13 protein-coding genes are annotated in these 19377 nt (G+C 66.3%); 8 read left to right on the top strand and 5 right to left on the bottom strand.

Annotated features, from left to right (window positions below; all coding sequences use genetic code 11):
* Positions 1-28: 28 nt before the first annotated feature.
* Together IEX43_RS14205 and IEX43_RS14200 are read left to right on the top strand one after the other, a co-directional pair.
* The gene (locus IEX43_RS14205; RefSeq protein ID WP_188811965.1) at positions 29-901 is read left to right on the top strand and encodes an aldo/keto reductase; all 873 of its coding nucleotides are present in this window, start codon (positions 29-31) and stop codon (positions 899-901) included.
* Positions 902-958: 57 nt separating this feature from the next.
* Positions 959-1657, top strand: coding sequence for a type 1 glutamine amidotransferase domain-containing protein (locus IEX43_RS14200; RefSeq protein ID WP_188811963.1), 699 nt, complete (start codon positions 959-961; stop codon positions 1655-1657).
* A 101-nt stretch (positions 1658-1758) separates the two neighbouring features.
* On the opposite strand, the gene IEX43_RS14195 is transcribed toward IEX43_RS14200, so the two are convergent.
* Positions 1759-4092: a coiled-coil domain-containing protein gene (locus IEX43_RS14195; RefSeq protein WP_188811961.1), complete on the bottom strand. Its 2334-nt coding sequence runs from the start codon at positions 4090-4092 to the stop codon at positions 1759-1761.
* Positions 4093-4311: 219 nt separating this feature from the next.
* Here IEX43_RS14195 and IEX43_RS14190 point away from each other — a divergent pair, with 219 nt between their 5' ends.
* The 6 genes from IEX43_RS14190 to IEX43_RS14165 all read left to right on the top strand — a co-directional run bounded on the left by IEX43_RS14190 (position 4312) and on the right by IEX43_RS14165 (position 13019).
* Positions 4312-4908, top strand: a complete 597-nt coding sequence (locus IEX43_RS14190; protein WP_188811959.1) for a TetR/AcrR family transcriptional regulator — start codon at positions 4312-4314, stop codon at positions 4906-4908.
* 360 nt (positions 4909-5268) lie between these two features.
* On the top strand, positions 5269-6765 hold the full coding sequence (locus tag IEX43_RS14185) for an aldehyde dehydrogenase family protein (RefSeq protein WP_188811957.1): 1497 nt from the start codon (positions 5269-5271) through the stop codon (positions 6763-6765).
* Complete coding sequence (locus IEX43_RS14180) at positions 6766-8421, top strand: GMC family oxidoreductase (RefSeq protein WP_188811955.1); 1656 nt, start codon at positions 6766-6768, stop codon at positions 8419-8421.
* 77 nt (positions 8422-8498) lie between these two features.
* On the top strand, positions 8499-10100 hold the full coding sequence (locus tag IEX43_RS14175; protein WP_188811953.1) for an APC family permease: 1602 nt from the start codon (positions 8499-8501) through the stop codon (positions 10098-10100).
* A gap of 153 nt (positions 10101-10253) precedes the next feature.
* Complete coding sequence (locus IEX43_RS14170) at positions 10254-11957, top strand: helicase HerA-like domain-containing protein (RefSeq protein ID WP_188811951.1); 1704 nt, start codon at positions 10254-10256, stop codon at positions 11955-11957.
* A 69-nt stretch (positions 11958-12026) separates the two neighbouring features.
* A complete protein-coding gene (locus tag IEX43_RS14165) occupies positions 12027-13019 on the top strand; it encodes a hypothetical protein (protein ID WP_188811950.1) in 993 nt (330 codons plus the stop codon).
* 47 nt (positions 13020-13066) lie between these two features.
* Here the strand turns inward: IEX43_RS14165 and IEX43_RS14160 are convergent, their stop codons facing one another.
* From IEX43_RS14160 to IEX43_RS14145, 4 genes are all read right to left on the bottom strand, one after another.
* Positions 13067-13948: a type IV toxin-antitoxin system AbiEi family antitoxin domain-containing protein gene (locus IEX43_RS14160; RefSeq protein WP_188811948.1), complete on the bottom strand. Its 882-nt coding sequence runs from the start codon at positions 13946-13948 to the stop codon at positions 13067-13069.
* 170 nt (positions 13949-14118) lie between these two features.
* Positions 14119-16143, bottom strand: coding sequence for an NHL domain-containing thioredoxin family protein (locus IEX43_RS14155; protein ID WP_188811946.1), 2025 nt, complete (start codon positions 16141-16143; stop codon positions 14119-14121).
* Positions 16143-18317, bottom strand: a complete 2175-nt coding sequence (locus IEX43_RS14150; RefSeq protein WP_188811944.1) for a cytochrome c oxidase assembly protein — start codon at positions 18315-18317, stop codon at positions 16143-16145. The genes IEX43_RS14155 and IEX43_RS14150 overlap by 1 nt, the downstream gene beginning before the upstream one ends.
* 116 nt (positions 18318-18433) lie before the next feature.
* A complete protein-coding gene (locus tag IEX43_RS14145) occupies positions 18434-18721 on the bottom strand; it encodes an HU family DNA-binding protein (RefSeq protein ID WP_009358243.1) in 288 nt (95 codons plus the stop codon).
* Positions 18722-19377 lie beyond the last annotated feature (656 nt).

Raw genomic sequence — 19377 nt, 5'->3', positions numbered from 1 at the left:
TCAGCAAACTTATGATGTTGCCGCCCCTATGAGCCTGAATACGTCGAACCAGCTGGAACTGTCCGCAACGATTGACCTGAAGGACCTGGGAACCGTTCACCGGCTTGGCTTTGGTGCCATGCGCATTGTCGGTGACGGTGTGTGGGGTGAGCCCGCTGACCGCAGCACCGCGGTCCGGGTGGTGCGCCGCGCCGTCGAACTCGGGGTGGACTTCATCGACACCGCCGACTCCTACGGCCCCAACATCAGTGAAGAGATCCTGGCTGAGGCGCTGCACCCCTACAAGGACGGACTGAAGATCGCCACGAAGGTGGGCTTCACCCGCACCGGCCCCAACCAGTGGATTCCCGTGGGCCGGCCGGAGTACCTGCGCCAGCAGACTGAACTCAGCCTGCGGAAGCTCAAGGTGGACACTTTGGACCTGCTGCAGCTCCACCGGATTGACCCCAAGGTGGACGCTGAGGAGCAGTTTGGTGTGCTCCGCGAGCTCCAGGACGAGGGCAAGGTCCGGGCGCTGGGCCTCTCGCAGGTCAGCGTTGAGGAACTCGAAGCCGCCGGAAGGCACTTCACCGTGTCCACCGTCCAGAACCGGTACAACCTCACGGACCGCAGCTCCGAGGATGTCCTGCGTTACTCGGAGGAAAACGGCATCGGCTTCATTCCGTGGGCCCCGATCTCAGCGGGCGAGCTTGCCCAGCCGGGCGGGCCGCTGGATGAGGCCGCGAAGCGCCTTGGTGCCACCACCTCGCAGGTGGCGCTGGCGTGGCTGCTGCGCCGCTCCCCCGTGATGATGCCTATCCCCGGCACCGGGTCCGTGAAGCACCTGGAAGAAAACCTGGCCGCGGCCAAGGTCACGCTGGACGAGGACACCTACGCTGAACTTGAAGCCGCAGCCGGATAACCGCGGCGGATGGAGAAGCAGCACGGCAAAACAGTCGCCAACGACAGGAGCAACACCATGGCAAACATTCTGATGGTTGTATCCGCAGCCGATTCCCTCACCATGAAGGACGGCAGCGAACACCCTACCGGGTTCTGGGCCGAGGAGCTGGTGGTGGCGCACCAGACCCTGCTCGACGCCGGCCACACCGTCCACCTCGCCACCCCGCGTGGAGCGAAGCCAACGGTGGACCAGGTCAGCCTGGCCGCGGAATCCGCGGGCGGCGAGGACCGCGCGAAAGGCTTCCGGGACTACCTGGCGTCCATCGACGGCGAGCTCTCGAACCCGCTGGTGCTTGCCGGCGTCGACCCTTCCGCCTATGACGCCGTGGTGATGCCGGGCGGGCACGGACCCATGGCCGACCTGTACAAGGACGCCGACCTGGGCCGGCTGCTGGTGTCAGCCAACAAGGACGGCAAGATCATTGCCCCCTTCTGCCACGGTCCCGCCGGGCTGCTCAGCGCAACGGACGACGACGGCACGTTCGTTTTCGCCGGACGCCGCCTCACAGTCTTCACCAACGAGGAAGAGCTGGGCGGCGGCACGGGCGAGAACACGCCGTGGCTGGTGGAGGACGCGCTGAAGGAGAAGGGCGCGATGATCGAGAACGGGGCCGCCTGGACCTCCAACGTGGTCCGCGACGGCAACCTCATCACCGGGCAGAACCCGCAGTCCAGCGAGGACGTCGCCAAGGAAGTCATCAAGGCACTGGGCTGACTCTGGACCCAGGCAGCTGACACACGGAGGGCCAGGTCATGGTGACCTGGCCCCTCCGCTGTGTCGCACTTCCTGGGGCGTCCGGCGCCTCAGTCCGGACCTCAGACGGCGCAGCCGCCGAGGGCGATCGTTCCGTCGATGGCCTTTATCTGGATCTGAATCTCGCCCATGTTTGTTATCAAGGCCGTGACCGTCGACTTCTGCGCAGTGATTGCGTCCTTGTTCTGCTTCTTTTGCGCCTCCAGCGTACGCAGCGTTGCCTGGGCGTCGGTGACCTGCTTGTCCAGGGCTGTCAGCTGCAATTGCAGTGACGCCAGGTTTGCCTCGACGGCGCTGATCTCGCCGTTCAGCTTGCTAAGCTGATCCGCCAGTGGCGCCACCCGCTCCTGCAGGGAAACGATTTCAGCTTCCTTGGCCGTTATCCTGGCGTTCGCGGCGGTGACTTGCGCGGCCAGGCTTTCCGCCAGTGTGTTCAGCGAAGCAACCTCGGCTTCCTTTGCCGCGGCGGCTTTGTCCGCGTCATCCAGGGCTGCCTGGAGCACAGAGAGTTCGTCCTGCAGCGCCCGGATCTCGGACTCCTTGCCGTCAACTGCAGTGTCCGCCGCCGCAAAGTCGTCCTGGGCCTGGGCCAACTCCAGGTTCCTTGTGGCCAGGACCGCTTCCTGGTCGGCGATGGCCTGCTGGACGTTCTGCGCGGCGGACTCCAGCCCCTGCAGGGTGGCCTCAAGGTTTGCCACGATTTCCTCTTGGGCCGCGACCGCATCTGCTGCGTCCGCGGCCGCCTGCTCAGCCACGGCACGCTGTTCCTCCAACGCTGACAGCTCCGCCTGCTTGGCACTCACCGCCGACTCCGCCTCGTCGAGCGCGTCCTCAAGGCCGGGAACCTGGGCCTCAAGGTCGGCAATGTCAGATTCTTTTGCCGTGACGCCGGCATTGGCTGCCGTCAATGCCGCCTGGAGCGGCGCAGCGTTCTGCTGCAGCGTGCTGCTTTCCTGCTGCTTGGCCAGCAGTTGGGTGTTCAACGTGTTGACCTGGGTGTTGAGGGCCGCCAGGTCACCCTGCAGGCCCGAGATTTGCGCCGTCTTGTCGGTGATCGCGGTATTGATGGGGGTGAGCTCTGCCGCCTTGCGGTCACGCTCCGCGATCAGATCGCGCTTCTTTTGCGAGTTGCCGTTGATCGCGTTGATCTGGGAGGTCAGGGCGGCAATCTCGGCATCCAGCGCCGCTTTCTGGTCCTGAAGCGCCGTGAGCTCCTCCTTGGCGTTGCTGATCGCCGCCCGCTTGGCCGTGATAGCAGCGCCGGTGGCCGAAACCTGGCCCTCCAGAACTGTGATTTCACCGGTGACCGCAGCGATCCTGTCATCGTTCGCCGTCACTGCAGCTGCCGCTTCTGCTGCCGTCTGCTGAAGTGTGGCCAGTTCGACGAACGCGGCTTCGATCGCGGCGTTTTTGTCATCCAGGGCGGCTTGGGCATCGGCGGCAGTTGACTCCAGTACCGTCAGTTCGCCCTGGGCAGCAGCGATATGGGTTGCCTTGTCCGTAACAGCATCGTCCGCTTCTTGTGCTTGGGCTACCATGCCGGCAAGCGTCTCCTGGGCCTCGGTAACCAGAACCTCCTGCGCCTTCACCGCCCCATCTGCGGTGATACCGGCGGCCTCGAGTATGGCGAGTTGCGCTTCGGCGTCGACAACAGCCGTCTCCGCCACGGTGACGGCATCGGCGGCCTGAACAGCCTTGCCCGTCAGTATGGTCAGTTCCTCCTGAGCCAGCACAATTTGGGCTTCCTGGCCAGCCACGGCGCTGGCCGCGTCAACAGCTGCCTGTTGCAGGGCTTCACGTTGACCCTGTGCCACGGCAATGGCTGCATCATTGGTGTCCCGAGCAGTAATCAACTTGTCAGCCTCGACCTTTAACACATCCAACGCAGCCACGGCTGCGTCAAGTTCTTCCTCCAGCGGGGCCAGTTCGCTCGCCACGTCCAGCTGCTGGCCGTCAAGCCTGGCCAGCTCAGCCTTTGCCTCGACGATGGCGGTCGACTTGAGCTTCGCTTCCGCTTCCACCCTGGCCAGCTCAGACTTCGTGCTGGCGATGTCCTTATCGAGTTGCTCTTCCTGGGCCGCAAGGCCGTCCAGCGCCTCTTGAACTGCCGCCATGTCACCGGACACCACGTCTGCCTGGCCCTGGAGCTTTTCCTTCTCCGCCTGCAGCGCGGCGATGGCATCAGCATTCCTCTTGGACGCTGCCTTCAGCAGGTTCTCCTGGACGGGGCCGCGGTGCGCCAGCTGGTTCACCACCCCATTGCAGATCCCGGCGTTAGCGCTGGTACCTGCGGCGGCCGGCTGGATCAGCACGAGGCTGCTGGTGAGCAGGCCCGGCAGGACGACGGCCGCCGCGAGCCGGCGTGAGAGGACAGACGTGGACGGGGAAGTGCGCATGCGAGCTCCTGTTGAGACCATCGGGCGGCCCACTCTGGCCGCTGCCTGGACTAACCGTAGGTGGCGGCAGGGGCGGAGCACACGCGTAGTCCCCCACCCGTCTTTCCGCTTAAGTACTCGTTTTCCCAAGCCAGCCGAAATTTCAACTACTTGGTGTACCTGGCCCGGCGGGACCCTGCGTAAAGTGCACTCCTCCAGCTTTGGCAATAGTGTGGCCGGATGGGGATAAATACCGTGAACTCCGGCGAACAGATCGACCGGCAGTCGCGCATTCTCGAAGCGGCGCTGGACCTGCTGTCGCGCCACGGCATCTCGGGCGTCAGCATGCGGGCCGTGGCCCGTGAAGCCGGCGTCGCGCTGGGCCTCGTCAACTACTACTTCGACGACAAGATGAGCTTGGTCCGGGCGGCACTGCACAGCGTGGACGAACACGATCTGCGGCTGGTGGCACCGGACCCGTCATTGGCCCCGGATGAGCAGCTCCGCAAGGCCCTGCATCGGGTTGCCGGCGCAGAGCTGCTGACCACGCGGTATCTGTCCCTCCGCCTGCACCTTTGGGCCCTGGCACAGGCCCACGAGGATTTCGCCCTGATCAATGCCGCAGCCTTCGACCGGTACCTCGACGGGCTTGCGGCGCTGGTCTCCAATGCCAACCCCGCGCTGCCCCCGGAGGAATGCAGGGATCGCGCGGCGGACATCGTCGTGGTCCAAAACGGCATGTGGCTCACAGCCCTTCTCGGGATCGACAAGGCAGCCATCCAGCGGAGCATCGCCCGCACCGAGCAGATAGCCTTCGCCCCGCCGCGGGACAACTGACCCCCACCCTGGGCTCCCGGGACCGGGCACCACACGCCGGCCCTAACGCGCACCCCAGCGCTTCATATTGAACAGTTGTTCAAGAAATGTATTGAACGCCCGTTCAACCTCGGTTACTCTCCTTCGTATGACATACGCCACAACACGCCACGGCGTCACTCCCGGCCCCTGGGGCCCCGCTCCTCTCGCCGGTCCCCGATAAAGCGTCCGGACAGCGCACGGCCCACCGTGCCGCCCGTTCCCGCGCACGCCAAGCCTTGCCCCGGGCTACGGGGCGTCAGCACAAGCTGCAGCACAGCGCCCGCAGCGGCCCCCGGCCCCGCCCCAGGGCCGCCACAGTCCTACACCCCAGGAGACAGCATGACCGAAACAGCCTCCACCCTTTTCATCAACGGCGCATGGGAGCCGGCGGCATCCGGCGCCGTACGCCACATCCGCAACCCGGCCGACGGCGAGCTGGCGGCCACAGTGTCCGAGGCCGGCCGTGAAGATGCCGGGCGGGCCATCGCCGCAGCCCGCGCGGCCTTCGACTCCGGCACCTGGTCCTCGGTCCCGGCCCCCGAGCGCGGAACCTTCCTGCTCAAGGTCGCTGCTGGACTGCGCGAACGCCGCGAAAAGTTTGCCCGCGCCGAGTCGCTGGACACCGGAAAGCGGATGGTGGAAAGCCGCATTGACATGGACGACGTCGCCGCCTGCTTTGAGTATTTCGGCAGGCTCGCCGGGCAGCAGGCGGGCCGCATGGTCGACGCCGGGAACCCCGCCGTCGCCAGCAAAATCGTCTACGAACCCGTGGGCGTCTGCGGCCTGATCACGCCCTGGAACTATCCCCTGCTCCAGGCCGCGTGGAAGATCGCCCCGGCGCTGGCCGCCGGCTGCACCTTCGTCCTCAAACCGTCCGAGCTGACGCCGTCCACCGCCATCCTGGCCATGCAGCTGCTGCAGGACCTCGGCCTGCCGGCGGGCGTGGCCAACCTGGTGACCGGACCGGGTGCGGAGGCGGGCGCACCGCTCTCGGAACATCCCGACGTCGACCTCGTCTCCTTCACGGGCGGGCTGGAAACCGGCAAGCGTATCGCGGCCGCCGCCGCCGGAACCGTCAAGAAGGTGGCACTGGAGCTTGGCGGCAAGAACCCCAACGTGGTGTTCGCGGACGCGGACTTCGACGCCGCCGTCGACAATGCCCTGAACGGCGCGTTCGTCCACTCCGGGCAGGTCTGCTCCGCCGGTGCGCGGCTGGTGGTGGAGGAATCGATCGCCGAACGCTTCGTGGACGAGCTGGTCCGCCGTGCCGGGGACATCCGGCTGGGCGGCCCCTTTGACGATGACGCCGAAACCGGGCCGCTGATTTCCGCGGCCCACCGCGACAAGGTCCACGCCTACGTCCAGCGCGGCATCCAGGAGGGTGCCCGGCTGCGGACCGGCGGTGCGGCACCTTCCGGGGAGAAGTACGACGGCGGGTTCTACTACCAGCCCACCATCCTGGACCGCGTCCAGCGGGGCATGTCCGTGGTGGTGGACGAAGCCTTCGGCCCCGTGGTCACCGTGGAAACCTTCACCACCGAGGACGAGGCCGTGGCCACGGCCAACGACACCGTCTACGGCCTGGCCGGCGCGGTCTGGACCCAGGACGCCGGCAAGGCGCAGCGTGTGGCCGGCCGGCTGCGGCACGGCACCATCTGGATCAACGACTACCACCCCTACCTCCCCCAGGCTGAATGGGGCGGCTTCGGCCAGTCCGGCGTAGGCCGTGAACTCGGCCCCACCGGCCTGGCGGAGTACCAGGAAGCCAAGCACATCTACCAGAACACCAGCCCGCAGGTAACCGGCTGGTTCGCTGACCACAGCAAGGAGAACTAGATGCACGTCGACAACATCGAGGACCTCACCGGGCACGCATTCGACTACATCGTGATCGGCGGCGGATCCGCCGGCGCCGCGGTGGCCGCCCGCCTGAGCGAGGATCCGGACGTGACCGTGGCCCTGGTTGAAGCCGGCCCGGATGACCGGAACCTTCCCGAGATCCTGCAGCTGGACCGCTGGATGGAGCTGCTCGAATCCGGCTACGACTGGGACTACCCGGTGGAACCGCAGGAAAACGGCAACTCCTTCATGCGCCACGCCCGGGCCAGGGTCATGGGCGGCTGCTCCAGCCATAACTCCTGCATCGCCTTTTGGGCGCCGCGCGAGGACCTGGACGAGTGGGAATCCAAGTACGGTGCCACCGGCTGGAATGCCGATGCCGCCTGGCCGCTCTACCAGCGGCTGGAGACCAACGAGGACGCCGGTCCGGACGCGCCGCACCATGGGGACTCAGGCCCGGTGCACCTGATGAACGTGCCCCCGGCGGATCCTGCCGGCGTCGCGCTCCTGGAGGCCTGCGAGCAGGCCGGCATTCCGCGCGCGAAGTTCAACACCGGCAACACCGTGATCAACGGTGCCAACTTTTTCCAGATCAACCGCCGCGCGGACGGCACCCGGTCCTCCAGTTCCGTCTCCTACATCCATCCGATCATCGAGCGCGAAAACTTCACCCTGCTGACCGGCCTCCGCGCCCGCCAGCTGGTGTTCGACGCGGACAAGCGCTGCACCGGCGTGGACGTGGTGGACTCAGCCTTCGGCCGGACCCACCGGCTCTCCGCGCACCGCGAGGTGATCCTGTCCACCGGCGCCATCGACTCCCCCAAGCTGCTGATGCTCTCCGGCATCGGCCCGGCAGCCCACCTCGCCCAGCACGGGATCGAGGTACTGGTGGACTCCCCCGGCGTGGGCGAAAACCTGCAGGACCACCCCGAAGGTGTGGTCCAGTTCGAAGCCAAACAGCCCATGGTCCAGACCTCAACGCAGTGGTGGGAGATCGGCATCTTCACCCCCACCGAGGACGGCCTGGACCGCCCCGACCTGATGATGCACTACGGCTCCGTCCCGTTCGATATGAACACGCTGCGGCACGGTTACCCCACCACGGAGAACGGCTTCAGCCTCACCCCGAACGTCACGCACGCCCGCTCCCGCGGCACCGTCAGGCTGCGCAGCCGCGACTTCCGCGACAAGCCCATGGTGGATCCGCGCTATTTCACGGATCCGGACGGGCACGACATGCGGGTCATGGTGGCGGGGATCCGCAAGGCCCGCGAAATCGCCGCCCAGCCGGCCATGGGGGAATGGGCCGGTCGGGAACTCTCGCCCGGGGTCGAGGCGCAGACGGACGAGGAACTGCAGGACTACATCCGCAAGACGCACAACACCGTGTACCACCCCGTGGGCACTGTCCGTATGGGACCGGCCGACGACGACATGTCGCCGCTGGATCCCGAGCTGCGCGTCAAGGGCGTCACCGGCCTGCGCGTCGCCGATGCGTCCGTGATGCCGGAACACGTCACGGTCAACCCGAACATCACGGTCATGATGATCGGCGAGCGCTGTGCTGATTTAGTCCGGGCGGACCTCACCCGCGCCGGCCGGAACAGCGAAACCACGACGGCGGATCTGGAACTCGCCGCCTCCCTCGCCTGAGTTTCAGGCCACCGGCCGTCCGTACGCCGCAGTGCGGACGGCCATCACTATCGTGCTTTTTTGATTGAGGAGTCCACATGGCGGAACCCAGCAAGAGTATTGATTCAAGCGGCATGGACGAGTTTGGCTACGCGCAGACCCTGGACCGGAGCATCGGCAAGTTCGCCAGCTTCGCAGCTGGTGTCAGCTACATCTCCATCCTCACCGGTGTTTTCCAACTGTTCTACTTTGGTTTTTCCATGGCCGGCCCCGCCTACGCGTGGTCCTGGCCCCTCGTCTTCGCCGGCCAGCTGATGGTGGCCCTGTGTTTTGCCGAACTGGCGGGCCGCTACCCCGTGGCGGGATCGGTGTACAACTGGGCCAAACGGCTCGCGTCCGGCACCTCGGCCTGGCTGGCCGGCTGGCTGCTGATGCTCTCCTCCATCGTGGCGCTGGGCTCCGTGGCACTTGCCCTGCAGCTCACCCTGCCCCAGCTCTGGTCCGGCTTCCAGTTCGTCGGTGACGGCACCGGCCCCTACGATTTCGCCATGAACGGCGTGGTGCTGGCCAGCATCATGATCACCATCTCCACCCTCATCAATGCGTTCGGCGTGAAGCTCATGACCCGGATCAACAGCATCGGCGTTTTCGTGGAGCTGAGCGCGGCCGTGCTCCTTATCCTCGCGCTGGGCTGGCACGTGGTGCGCGGGCCTGGGGTCCTTTTTGACACCGCCGGCTTCGGGGAAGGCCACGACCTCGGCTTCTTCGGCGTTTTCCTTATCGGCGCCATGGCATCGGGCTACGTCATGTACGGCTTTGACACGGCCAGCTCGCTGGGGGAGGAGACGAAAGACCCCAAGCGCACGGCACCCAAGGCCATCCTGCGGGCCATCACGGCCTCGTTCGTGCTGGGTGGCCTGATCCTGCTGTTCGGCATCCTGGCCGCACCGGACCTTGCGGACCCCAAGGTGGGCTCGGCCGACGGCGGGCTGCAGTACATCGTGCTGTCCGTCCTGGGCGGACCGTTCGGCAAGGCCTTCCTTGCGTGCATCGTTGTGGCCGTGGTGGTCTGCACCCTGGCCGTCCATGCCGCCGCCATCCGCATGATGTTCGCCATGGCCCGGGACAACAACCTGCCGTTCAGCCGGCAGCTGAGCAAAGTGGACCCTGTCCGCAGGACCCCGACTGTTGCGGCGATCGTGATCGGCATCCTGGCCGTGATGCCATTGCTCATCAACGTCACGCAGCCCGCGATTTTCACGATCATGTCCAGCATCAGCATCGTCCTGATCTACCTCTCCTACCTCCTGGTCACCGTGCCCATGCTGCGCAACCGCCTCCTGAAGAAGTGGCCGCTCGCCGCAGACGGCTCCGAGCCCGGCTTTTCCCTGGGCAAGTGGGGGCTGCCGGTGAACATCCTGGCGGTCCTGTGGGGCGGTGCCATGACGCTGAACCTGGTGTGGCCGCGCCCGGAGATCTACAACTCGGTGCCGCCGTTCGAGTGGTACCTGCAGTGGGGCGGGGTGATCTTCGTTGCCGCCGTCACCGTTGGCGGGGCCCTGCTCTACCGGCTGAAGATCCGCCACCAGACGGGCGTGCTCGCCGAGCATGCCGCGGCCGTCGCGGCCCATCCATCATCGGGTGCCGCGCTGCAGGCCGCTCCTGCTGAGCTGGACGCGGTGGACGCCAAAGTGTCCTAGAACAACCGCTCCCAGACTGGCAGCTGCACCCTGGCAGTTCCCATGGAAAGGTCGACGGCGGCACCCACCTGAGTGCCGCCGTCGACCTTACTCGCGGAGATGGAACTGACGGCATACCCGCTCCGGAAGCGCACGCGCCGCTAAGCTAACGCCATGGCCAACAAAACCACAGCAGAGAAGCTCGCCACCCTCCAGAAGGGCTACACGCTCGAAGGCGCCACCATCGAATTGGGGGCCGCCATCATCGATGGCGAACTCCACAAGGACGCGCCGGTGCGGCTGCCGCTTTCGATGATGAACCGGCACGGACTGGTGGCCGGCGCCACCGGCACGGGCAAGACCGTCACGCTGCACATGATGGCCGAGCAGCTTTCCACCGCCGGGGTGCCGGTCTTCCTGGCCGACATCAAAGGCGACCTGTCCGGCCTGGCCACGGCCGCCACCGGCAGTGAAAAGCTCACCGCACGCACCGAGGGCATCGGGCAGGCCTGGCAGGGCCGGACGTTTCCGGTGGAGTTCCTGGCCCTGGGCGGCGACGGCAACGGCGTCCCGGTACGCGCCACGGTGTCCTCGTTCGGGCCCATCCTGCTCTCGCGGATCATGGAGCTGAACGACACGCAGGAATCGAGCCTGCAGCTGGTGTTCTACTTCGCCGACAAGAACGGCCTGGAGCTCATCGACCTGAAGGACCTCCGCGCGGTGATCCAGTTCCTCACCTCGGCTGAAGGCAAGAACCAGCTCGAGGAACTCGGCGGGCTGTCCAAGGCCACTGCCGGCGTTATCCTGCGGGAGCTGGTGAGCCTTGAGGCGCAGGGCCTGGAGAAGTTCTTCGGCGAGCCGGAATTCGACACCGCGGAGCTGCTGCGGACCGCCCCGGACGGACGCGGGGTGATCACCTGCCTGGAGCTGCCCACCCTGCAGACCAAGCCCATGCTGTTCTCTACCTTCCTCATGTGGCTGCTGGCCGACCTTTTCGAGGACCTGCCCGAGGCCGGCGACCTCGACAAGCCCAAGCTGGTGTTCTTCCTCGACGAAGCCCACCTCCTCTTCAACGACGCCTCCAAAGCCTTCCTGGAAGCCATCACCACCACGGTCCGGCTCATCCGGTCCAAGGGCGTGGGGATCTTCTTCGTCACCCAGACCCCCAAGGACGTCCCGGCGGAGGTCCTCGGCCAGCTGGCCAACCGGGTGCAGCACGCCCTCCGCGCGTTTACTCCCGAGGACGCGAAGGCCCTCAAGGCGACGGTGTCCACGTTCCCCATGAGCGACTACGACCTCGAGGAGACACTCACCTCCGCAGGCATTGGCGAGGCCGTCATCACGGTCATGAACGAGAAGGGCGCCCCGACACCTGTGGCGCTCACCAGGCTCCGCGCCCCCGAGTCCGTGATGGGCCCCAGCGACGAAGCCCTGGTCCGGAGCACCGTGGCAGGCTCTGCCCTGCTGGAGAAGTACGGGACAGCCGTGGACAACCACTCGGCCTTCGAAAAACTGGCAGGGAAGGCCGCCGCGCCCACCGGACCCGCAGCAGCTGGAGCGCCGCCGGTGCCCGGCGGATCCGTTCCGGGCGGGGCACGCCAGGACGACGTCGACGCTGAGGCACGCCGGATCGAGGAGGAGATCCTTGGACGGCCCAGCAGCAGGCCCGCCCCGTCAGCCGAAACAAGGCGCCGCAAGCCCGCCGAAACCGCCCCGCGCCCGGGTGCGGGAGACTCGATGGTGGGCGACATCGGCGGAGTGCTCGGCGGCGCCCTGGCCGGTGGTATGAAAAGCATGGCCAGGTCCATCGGCACCCAGCTCGGACGGGAACTGCTGCGCGGCGTGTTCGGCACGTCGTCCCGGCGCCGCCGCCGCTAAAAGGTACCGCATCCAGCTGACTCAACTGCCGCCGTCGGACGCATGGCAGGTAACGTATGGAACGTGCAGATGAGTCAAGCGTTGGTGAGGATCGCGGCCGGATGGCTGCTGGGACTCATGCTTGCCATCGCCGGCGCCGTGGTGGCGGTGAACCTGGTCAACAACACCGTGGCCAGCCCGCAGCAGCCCGTGCGCGAATATCTGGACGCGCTGCAGAGCGGCGACGGCGGGAAGGCGTTGGGGCTGCTCCGCGCCACTGTCCCGCCCAGCAACGCCGCCATGCTCGATGGCACGGCCCTGCAGACCGCGACGTCCCGGTTCACGAACGTGGATATCGGTGACGCCGAGGAACGCCCGGACAGCCAGGTCATGGTGCCCTTGGAGTACACCATTGACGGCAGCCGGCTCCGCACGGAATTCCTGCTGCGCAAGACCGGGACCGAGTGGATCTTCTTCAACACCTGGGCTTTCGTTCCGTCCAGGCTGCCGACGGTAGACATCACGGTGGTCAACTCCAGTGAGGCCACCGTCAACGGCGTGCCCGTCAACATGCCCAATGGCCGGAACTCCTTTGCGGTCTTCTACCCCGGCGAATACGAGGCCTCCGTGAACGGGGAGTACTTTTCGGCGGCCCCCACCCGCGCCACGGTGACGGCACGGGACGCCCCGGTGGCGCCGCTCAACCTCCTCACGCAGGCCACGGACAACCTGAAGAAGGACGTGTCTGCGAAGGTTCGGGAATTCCTGGACGGCTGTGCCGCCGTCGCCGCCAAGGAGCAGAAACTCCAGCCGGACTGTCCGTTCTACTACGCCAGCAACAACACGGTGCAGGACGGCAGCATCAAGTGGACCGTGACGGAATACCCCAACGTGGCCATTGAGCCCTTCGACGGGCGCTGGGTGGTGGCTCCCCTGGACGGCAAAGCCAAGGTGGAAGCCCTCCAGCAGAACCTGTTTACCGGAGCCTGGTACCCCCTCAACGAGGAAGTGGACTTCAGCTTCACCACCCGCCTGGACGTCACTGGGGACACGGTCAAGGTCACGCCGGTACTGAGCTTCTAGGGCCGGTCCCGCCACACTGGCCCAGTTTTGGTGGCCAAACAGCAGGTCTACCAGCCGTTGTTGCGCCAGCTGGGCGAATAACCGGGCCGGTTTGGTTGCGGCCACCGAAGCGAACCCCGGGCAAGAACCTCGCGGACCTGCGCCAGGACAGCTTCAGGTGAATGAACCACGTCGTCGTAGAAGAATCGCAGCACGGGAAGGCCCTGCAGTATTGCGGAGTTGTCCCTGCGGCGGTCCTTCTTGAACTGCCTGGCTTCAAGATGGAAGGCCAGCCCGTCAATCTCCACGATGAGGAACCCCTCCAACAGGAAGTCAACACGGCCGATGCCATCGATCCACACTTGGGTTTCGGTAAGAATGCCTGCGTCCCGGAAGAGCACCCGGGCCAGGGTCTCCAGGAGGGAATCCGCGCCCCGGTCAACCTTGGACACTACATTCCGCGCTTTGCCGCACCGGGGTCCGTCCAAGTGGCGGAACAGGTACGGCGGATCGATGTCTCCGCGGTTGTACGCACACTCCACCATTACCAGGGACTCGAGTTCCGGCAGGCAGAGCAGGGCATGAAGCAGGACATCAGGTAGGGCTGCAAGCGTCCGATGGCGGGGCGGCTGCGTCAAGTCGGTACGGTGGCTGACACACCGTACTGCGCTTCGGCCATTGCTCTGCCAGTAGTGGGGCTTGGCAGGAGGGCGGAGCCGCCAGAGGCTGTATGCAGGGGCGGCGGAAACGCAGGTGACCAGACCGCGGGCGCGCCCCGCAGCCACCAGCTCAGCGTCTGCGTCAGCCACGGCCAGGAGTCCCCTGTCCAGCCGAAGCACCTGGCCGCTGCGGACCGCACGGCGAAGCTCCGTATCCGTGGCACCGGCAGCCAGCACATCCCGCCGCAGCGATACTCCACCAGCTGATCTAAGGATTTCCGTCGGGTCCATCAGGCCAGAATGTCTGCCATCCTGGCCCGGCGTCAGCCTCGAGCGGTGCTATGTGAACAAGACGGCCCCAAGTTGGCCCACTTTTGTGGGGAAGCAGCAACAAAAAGGCCCGGTTCCCACTCCTCATGGGGTGGAAAACCGGGCCACTCTGGTCATCAAGGTGCGGCGCGTCAGTCCATGCCGCGCAGGTCCAGCACCAGCTCGGTATCGCCGTCGCCCTGCAGCACCACGGGGATGCCCCAGTCCTGCTGGTAGAGGTGGCAGGCGGCGTGGTCCGGGATCTCGCCGTTCTCGGTCTCGGGGCCGTCGCAGGCGGCGGCCCGTGCGGTGATGTGCAGGATGCCCTCCGGCACATCCGGTGAAAGCTCCAGGGTGCGGAGCAGCCCCACCGAGGTTCCGCCGCCGGAGGCCAGCAGCTCCGGCGGTGTTGAGGAAATCTTCAGCTGGGTGGGGTCACCCCAGCGGTCATCCAGCTTCTGCCCTGTGGGGGCGGTGAAACGGACCGTCAGCTCCAGGGGACCGGGCGCAACGGGGCTCTTGGGCCGGTGAGTCTGGACCGCGCCTTCGTCCACCTGCTGGGCTTCCTTGGGGATGGGAACGAACACCACCTGGTGCTTGTTCGCCTCCACCACCACCAGCAGCGGCTCGGAACCGGCCGAGTGCGTGTGGTCCACAATCACGTCGGACGGCTCCAGGAGGCCGCGCGCCAGGGTGGACACTGTGCGGGTGGCGGGGTCATAGCGGCGGACGGCGCCGTTGTAGGTGTCAGCCACCGCAACGGACCCGTCCGGCAGGACAGTAACGCCCAGGGGGTGCTGCAGGCGTGCCTCTGCAGCCTCGCCGTCCCGGAAGCCGAAGTCGAACAGCCCCTTGCCGATCGCGGACTCCACGGTGACCGTGCCTTCGTCGTCAATGGCCAGCTTGCGGAGGGCGGACGTTTCGGAGTCGGCCACCCAGATGTTGCCCTCAGCGTCCTCGGCCAGGCCGGAAGGCTGGGCGAACCACGCCTCGTGCGCGGGGCCGTCAAGCAGGCCTTCAAGACCGTTGCCCGCCACGATGGCCACCGCCCCGGTGAGGGGGTCGAAACTGAAGATCTGGTGCACGCCGGCCATGGCCACCACCACGGCGTTAAGCTTCCTGGACCAAACGACGTCCCAGGGCGAGCTCAGTGCCACGTCCAGCGGGTGCCCGCCGAGCTGGCCGGTGAACCCCGCTGCGTCCTCGTCCACGCGCGCCGGACCGGACTCCAGAAGCCGCTGGACGCCGCTGCCGGCTAGGGTGGAGGCCTTACCGTCCGCGAGGGACAGCCCACGGAGCCGGTGGTTGACGGAGTCGGCAATCACGACGTCGTAACCGGCCTTGGCTGCCACGTCTTCCGGCAGCAGGACCAGGCCTTGGGGCTCGTTGAACTGGGCCACGGGGGAATCCCCGGCAGCGGGGCCATCCGCATGGCCCCTTACACCGGAACCAAAGGTGCCCAGGACGGTATGGAAGTCCGTGCCGAGTTCCACCAGCCGGTGGTGTCCCGTGTCGGTGACCAGCCACGAACCCTTGCCGGCAGCACCGTTTCCTGCGGCACCTGCCGCTGCGCCGTCGTCGGACGTTCCATCCACGGCGGTGGAACCGCGGCCCGGCGGAAGGAAAAGCGCCTTGCCGGGGAAGCGCAGGGTGCCGGAGGTGGGCTCCGGGGCTACGTACGGGCCGGAGCCCCGGTGCAGCGTCCCCTTGGCTTCATGTTCGGCGATGAGCTCGGGAATCAGCACCGCCAGGCCGTCCGCGTGGCCTTCGCCGGAGAGGTGCGCCACGATGTAGCCCTCGGGATCGATGACCACCAGGGTGGGCCAGGCGCGGGCAGTGTAGGCCTTCCAGGTCTCCAGCTCGGGATCGTCCAGAACCGGGTGGTGGATCTCGTAGCGCTCAACAGCGGCGGCCAGCGCCACCGGATCGGCCTCGTGCTCGAACTTGGGCGAGTGGACGCCTACCGTGACCAGGACGTCGGAGTACTGTTCCTCCAGCGGCCGGAGTTCGTCCAGCACATGCAGGCAATTGATGCAGCAGAAGGTCCAGAAATCCAGCAGCACGATCTTGCCGCGCAGGGCTTCGAGGTCCAGGGTCTTGCCGCCCGTGTTCAACCAGTTGCGGCCCACCAGTTCGGAGGCCCGGACCCGGGCATGCGTGCGTACGGTTTCGCTCATCAGCGTCCTTCCAGCTTGTTGCGTTCAGCCAGCCTGGCGTCGCGTTCGGCCAATTTGGCAAACATATCGTTGTAAGCGGTGAGATCGGCGTCGTTATTCCTGTCCGCCGCCCGGTCCACGCGTTTGGTCTCCCTCTGGTCAGACCGGGACCACATGATGGCGACGCCGAGCGCCACCAGCAGCGTGGGGACCTCGCCGATGCCCCAGGCCACGGCGCCGCCCTTCTGCTGGTCCAGGAGGGCGGAGGGGCCCCACTCCCTGCCCAGGTTTCCGAAGTAGTCCGCGGCAAGGAGGTTGGTCCCGCCCATGATGGCGACGCCGAAGAAGGCGTGGAAGCCCATGGTGGCCAGGAGCAGCAGGAGCCGCATGGGGTACGGCGCCCTGCGCGGCAGCGGGTCGGTGCCGATCATGGTCAGCACAAAGATGTACCCGGTGAGCAGGAAATGCACAATCATCAGCTCGTGGCCCACGTGCTCGCGCATGGCGAAGCCGAACAGGTCCGAGTAGTAGAACAGCACAATGGAGCCGGCAAAGTTGGCTGCCGCAAAGAGCGGGTGGGTGACCAGCTGGGAGAACTTCGAGTGGATGAACACCAGCAGCCATTCCCGGGCCCCTCTGGAGCCGTCGCCCCGGGCGGGCAGGGCCCGCAGGGCGAGCGTCACCGGCGCACCCAGGACCAGGAAGATGGGCGCAACCATGGTCAGTGCCATATGGTCCACCATGTGTGCCGAGAACAGTATGCGGCCATAGACCGACGGCGGGCCGGACGTGATGTAGGTCAGGACCAGGAGGCCGATGACCCAGTTCACCGAACGGAACCACTGCCACTTGTCACCGCGCCGGTGGACCTTTGCCACGCCCAGGAAATAGGCCACTAGGCCGAACAGAGCCGCGGCGATCCAGAGCCAGTCCAGGCGCCACTCCGTGAGCCACCGCTCAGGCGTCAGTTCAGGGGGAAGCTCGTAGCCCGTGAGGATAAAAGCGGGCGAGGCATCGGGGGCGAAGCTGGTGGGCTCCGGCGGGGCGGAACGGCCCAGGGCGACGGCGACGCCGGACGTTGCGCCCATCACCAGGAATTCAGCCAGGACCAGCTGCCAGAGCACGCGCCGTGAAGACATTGTGGAGCCCTTACGGCCCAGCTGCGGGATCACCCACTGCCGGTGCATGAACCCGATTCCGCCCAGGACAAGGGTGGCCGCGGACTTGGCCAGGATCAGCTGGCCGTAGGGAGAACCAAAGAGGTCTGCCCAGTTGGTGATCCTGATGCTCGCGTTAATGATGCCCGAGGCGAGCACCAGCACGAAGGCGAAGCCCGCGAGCGAGGAAAACCGGCGGAGCGTGGGTTCCGTGATGTCGGCGGAGGCTGCTGCTTTGGGGCCGGTCAGGATTCCGGACAGCAGGGCCAGCATGATGATGCCGCCCACCCAGGTGCTGACCCCCACCAGGTGCAGGCCCAGGGAATTGATGGCACCCTCATGGTCGGCGGAGCTCGACGAGTGGCCGATCAGCGCGGTGGGGACCAGCCCCACCAGGGCCAGGACCAGCGTCAGAGCGAGTCCCCCAAGAGATCGCACCCCGAACAGCGCCGTTGTCACAATTGCCGCGATGATGGTGACGGCCAGCCAGGCCCGCCCCGTCTCGATGTCCGTCATGAAGAAGACCAGTGCCTGCGTGAACTCCGCGTCACCGGAGAGTCCCTGCCCCGCAACATCAGAGTAGGTGAGGACCAGGACGGCGATGGCGGACAGCGTCCACGTGGCACCTGCCGCGGACGCCACGGCCAGGGCGCGGCTGAAGGCGGGATGCTCCGGCGCTTCGCCACCGGACGCCTCCTTGGCCCGGCTGCGGGGCCCGGCACTCCGGGGAAGGATACCGACGGCGAAGATCAGGCCGCCGATGACAGTCGCCAACGAGACGTTATGGATGGCCTTGCTGACGGGGAGGCCCCAGCGGACCAAGGCTCCAGGGTCAGAGACCGCCCGGGCGCCTGCCGCGCCGGAGAAAACCAACGCCGCTGCAAGGCCCAGGAACAGGGCCGCCAGCCCGGCCAGCTGCCAGCCCCGGGGGATCCCCAGGGCGCTGCTGTCTTGACCCGGCGCACCGTTGCCCCGCGCTCCCTTGACGGAAACGGGCTGGGGGGTGGTGGAACGTGGTTTTGCGGCAGAAGACACCATTCCATTGTCCGCTACGCCTGCCCGGCCCGCGAATCGGCCTTAAAAGCAAAAGGAGCGGCAACCGTGTGGTTGCCGCTCCTTTTCCTGCGCCGGCTACGTGCCGGGGAGGAAGAAGCTTACTTCTTGTTGGAGACTGCAGCCTTCAGCTTGGAGCCGGCGGTCAGCTTGACGCTGTGGCCTGCCGCGATCTGGATGGTCTCGCCGGTCTGCGGGTTGCGGCCGGTACGTGCTGCACGGTCGGTGCGCTCGACGGCGAGCCATCCCGGGATGGTGATCTTCTCGCCCGCGGCGACAGAAGTCTCGAAAACCTCGAACAGTGCGTCGAGGACGGAGTTGACGGCTGCCTGGCTGGTGCCGGCCTTGCCTGCTACCTCTGCAACAAGTTCACTACGGTTCTTAGCCATTTATGTCCTCCTGGACGGTCATGATTCTGGAGCCTGAACGCGGCATGCGCACAAGCCACTGTTCGAAAACTTACCAGCTTGGGCCCCCGGGTTCCGCAAATTCCGCGTGTTTCCGGCACTTTTTGAGGTTAATCACCGCATTTTCGGGGTTTTCGGTCCCGGATTCAGCCACCAGCGGACGTCCTTTGACTCATTTGCCGGCTCATCCCCTGGGACGCTCTCTCACTCGATGTGAGGTTTCCCGGGACGCTCTCTCACTCGATGTCCGGTTTCCCGGGACGCTCTCTCACTCGATGTCCGGTTTCCCGGGACGCTCTCTCACCTGATGTGGGGTTTGTCGGGATGCTCTCTCACCTGATGCGGGGGTGGGGGGTATTGCTGGTAGGAAGTGGGTGAGGATCGTCCGGGAAGCGGCATCTACTGAGAGAGGGTGCCCCGGTGCCTGCATTAAGTGCGAGAGGGTCCGTCCCGGGGCCTTCACAAGGTGGAAGGGGATGCCGGGAAGGGGTGCATTAGGTGCGAGAGGGTTTGGGTGGGTGTTAAATGTGGGAGGCCCCAACCGTGGTGGTTGGGGCCTCGACCCTTTTTAGTGTGTGTCCGGCGGTGACCTACTCTCCCACACCCTCCCGGGTGCAGTACCATCGGCGCTGTGGGTC

Origin of the sequence: Pseudarthrobacter polychromogenes, from assembly GCF_014644495.1 — a bacterium.
GTDB classification, from domain to species: Bacteria; Actinomycetota; Actinomycetes; order Actinomycetales; family Micrococcaceae; genus Arthrobacter; species Arthrobacter polychromogenes.
This window is presented reverse-complemented; position numbering and strand designations above follow the sequence as displayed.

Coding starts and splice junctions, on each gene's coding strand:
- IEX43_RS14205 (WP_188811965.1), top strand. CDS start 29: ATGAGCCTGAATACGTCGAACCAGCTGGAACTGTCCGCAACGATTGAC.
- IEX43_RS14200 (WP_188811963.1), top strand. CDS start 959: ATGGCAAACATTCTGATGGTTGTATCCGCAGCCGATTCCCTCACCATG.
- IEX43_RS14195 (WP_188811961.1), bottom strand. CDS start 4,092: ATGCGCACTTCCCCGTCCACGTCTGTCCTCTCACGCCGGCTCGCGGCG.
- IEX43_RS14190 (WP_188811959.1), top strand. CDS start 4,312: ATGGGGATAAATACCGTGAACTCCGGCGAACAGATCGACCGGCAGTCG.
- IEX43_RS14185 (WP_188811957.1), top strand. CDS start 5,269: ATGACCGAAACAGCCTCCACCCTTTTCATCAACGGCGCATGGGAGCCG.
- IEX43_RS14180 (WP_188811955.1), top strand. CDS start 6,766: ATGCACGTCGACAACATCGAGGACCTCACCGGGCACGCATTCGACTAC.
- IEX43_RS14175 (WP_188811953.1), top strand. CDS start 8,499: ATGGCGGAACCCAGCAAGAGTATTGATTCAAGCGGCATGGACGAGTTT.
- IEX43_RS14170 (WP_188811951.1), top strand. CDS start 10,254: ATGGCCAACAAAACCACAGCAGAGAAGCTCGCCACCCTCCAGAAGGGC.
- IEX43_RS14165 (WP_188811950.1), top strand. CDS start 12,027: ATGAGTCAAGCGTTGGTGAGGATCGCGGCCGGATGGCTGCTGGGACTC.
- IEX43_RS14160 (WP_188811948.1), bottom strand. CDS start 13,948: ATGGACCCGACGGAAATCCTTAGATCAGCTGGTGGAGTATCGCTGCGG.
- IEX43_RS14155 (WP_188811946.1), bottom strand. CDS start 16,143: ATGAGCGAAACCGTACGCACGCATGCCCGGGTCCGGGCCTCCGAACTG.
- IEX43_RS14150 (WP_188811944.1), bottom strand. CDS start 18,317: ATGGTGTCTTCTGCCGCAAAACCACGTTCCACCACCCCCCAGCCCGTT.
- IEX43_RS14145 (WP_009358243.1), bottom strand. CDS start 18,721: ATGGCTAAGAACCGTAGTGAACTTGTTGCAGAGGTAGCAGGCAAGGCC.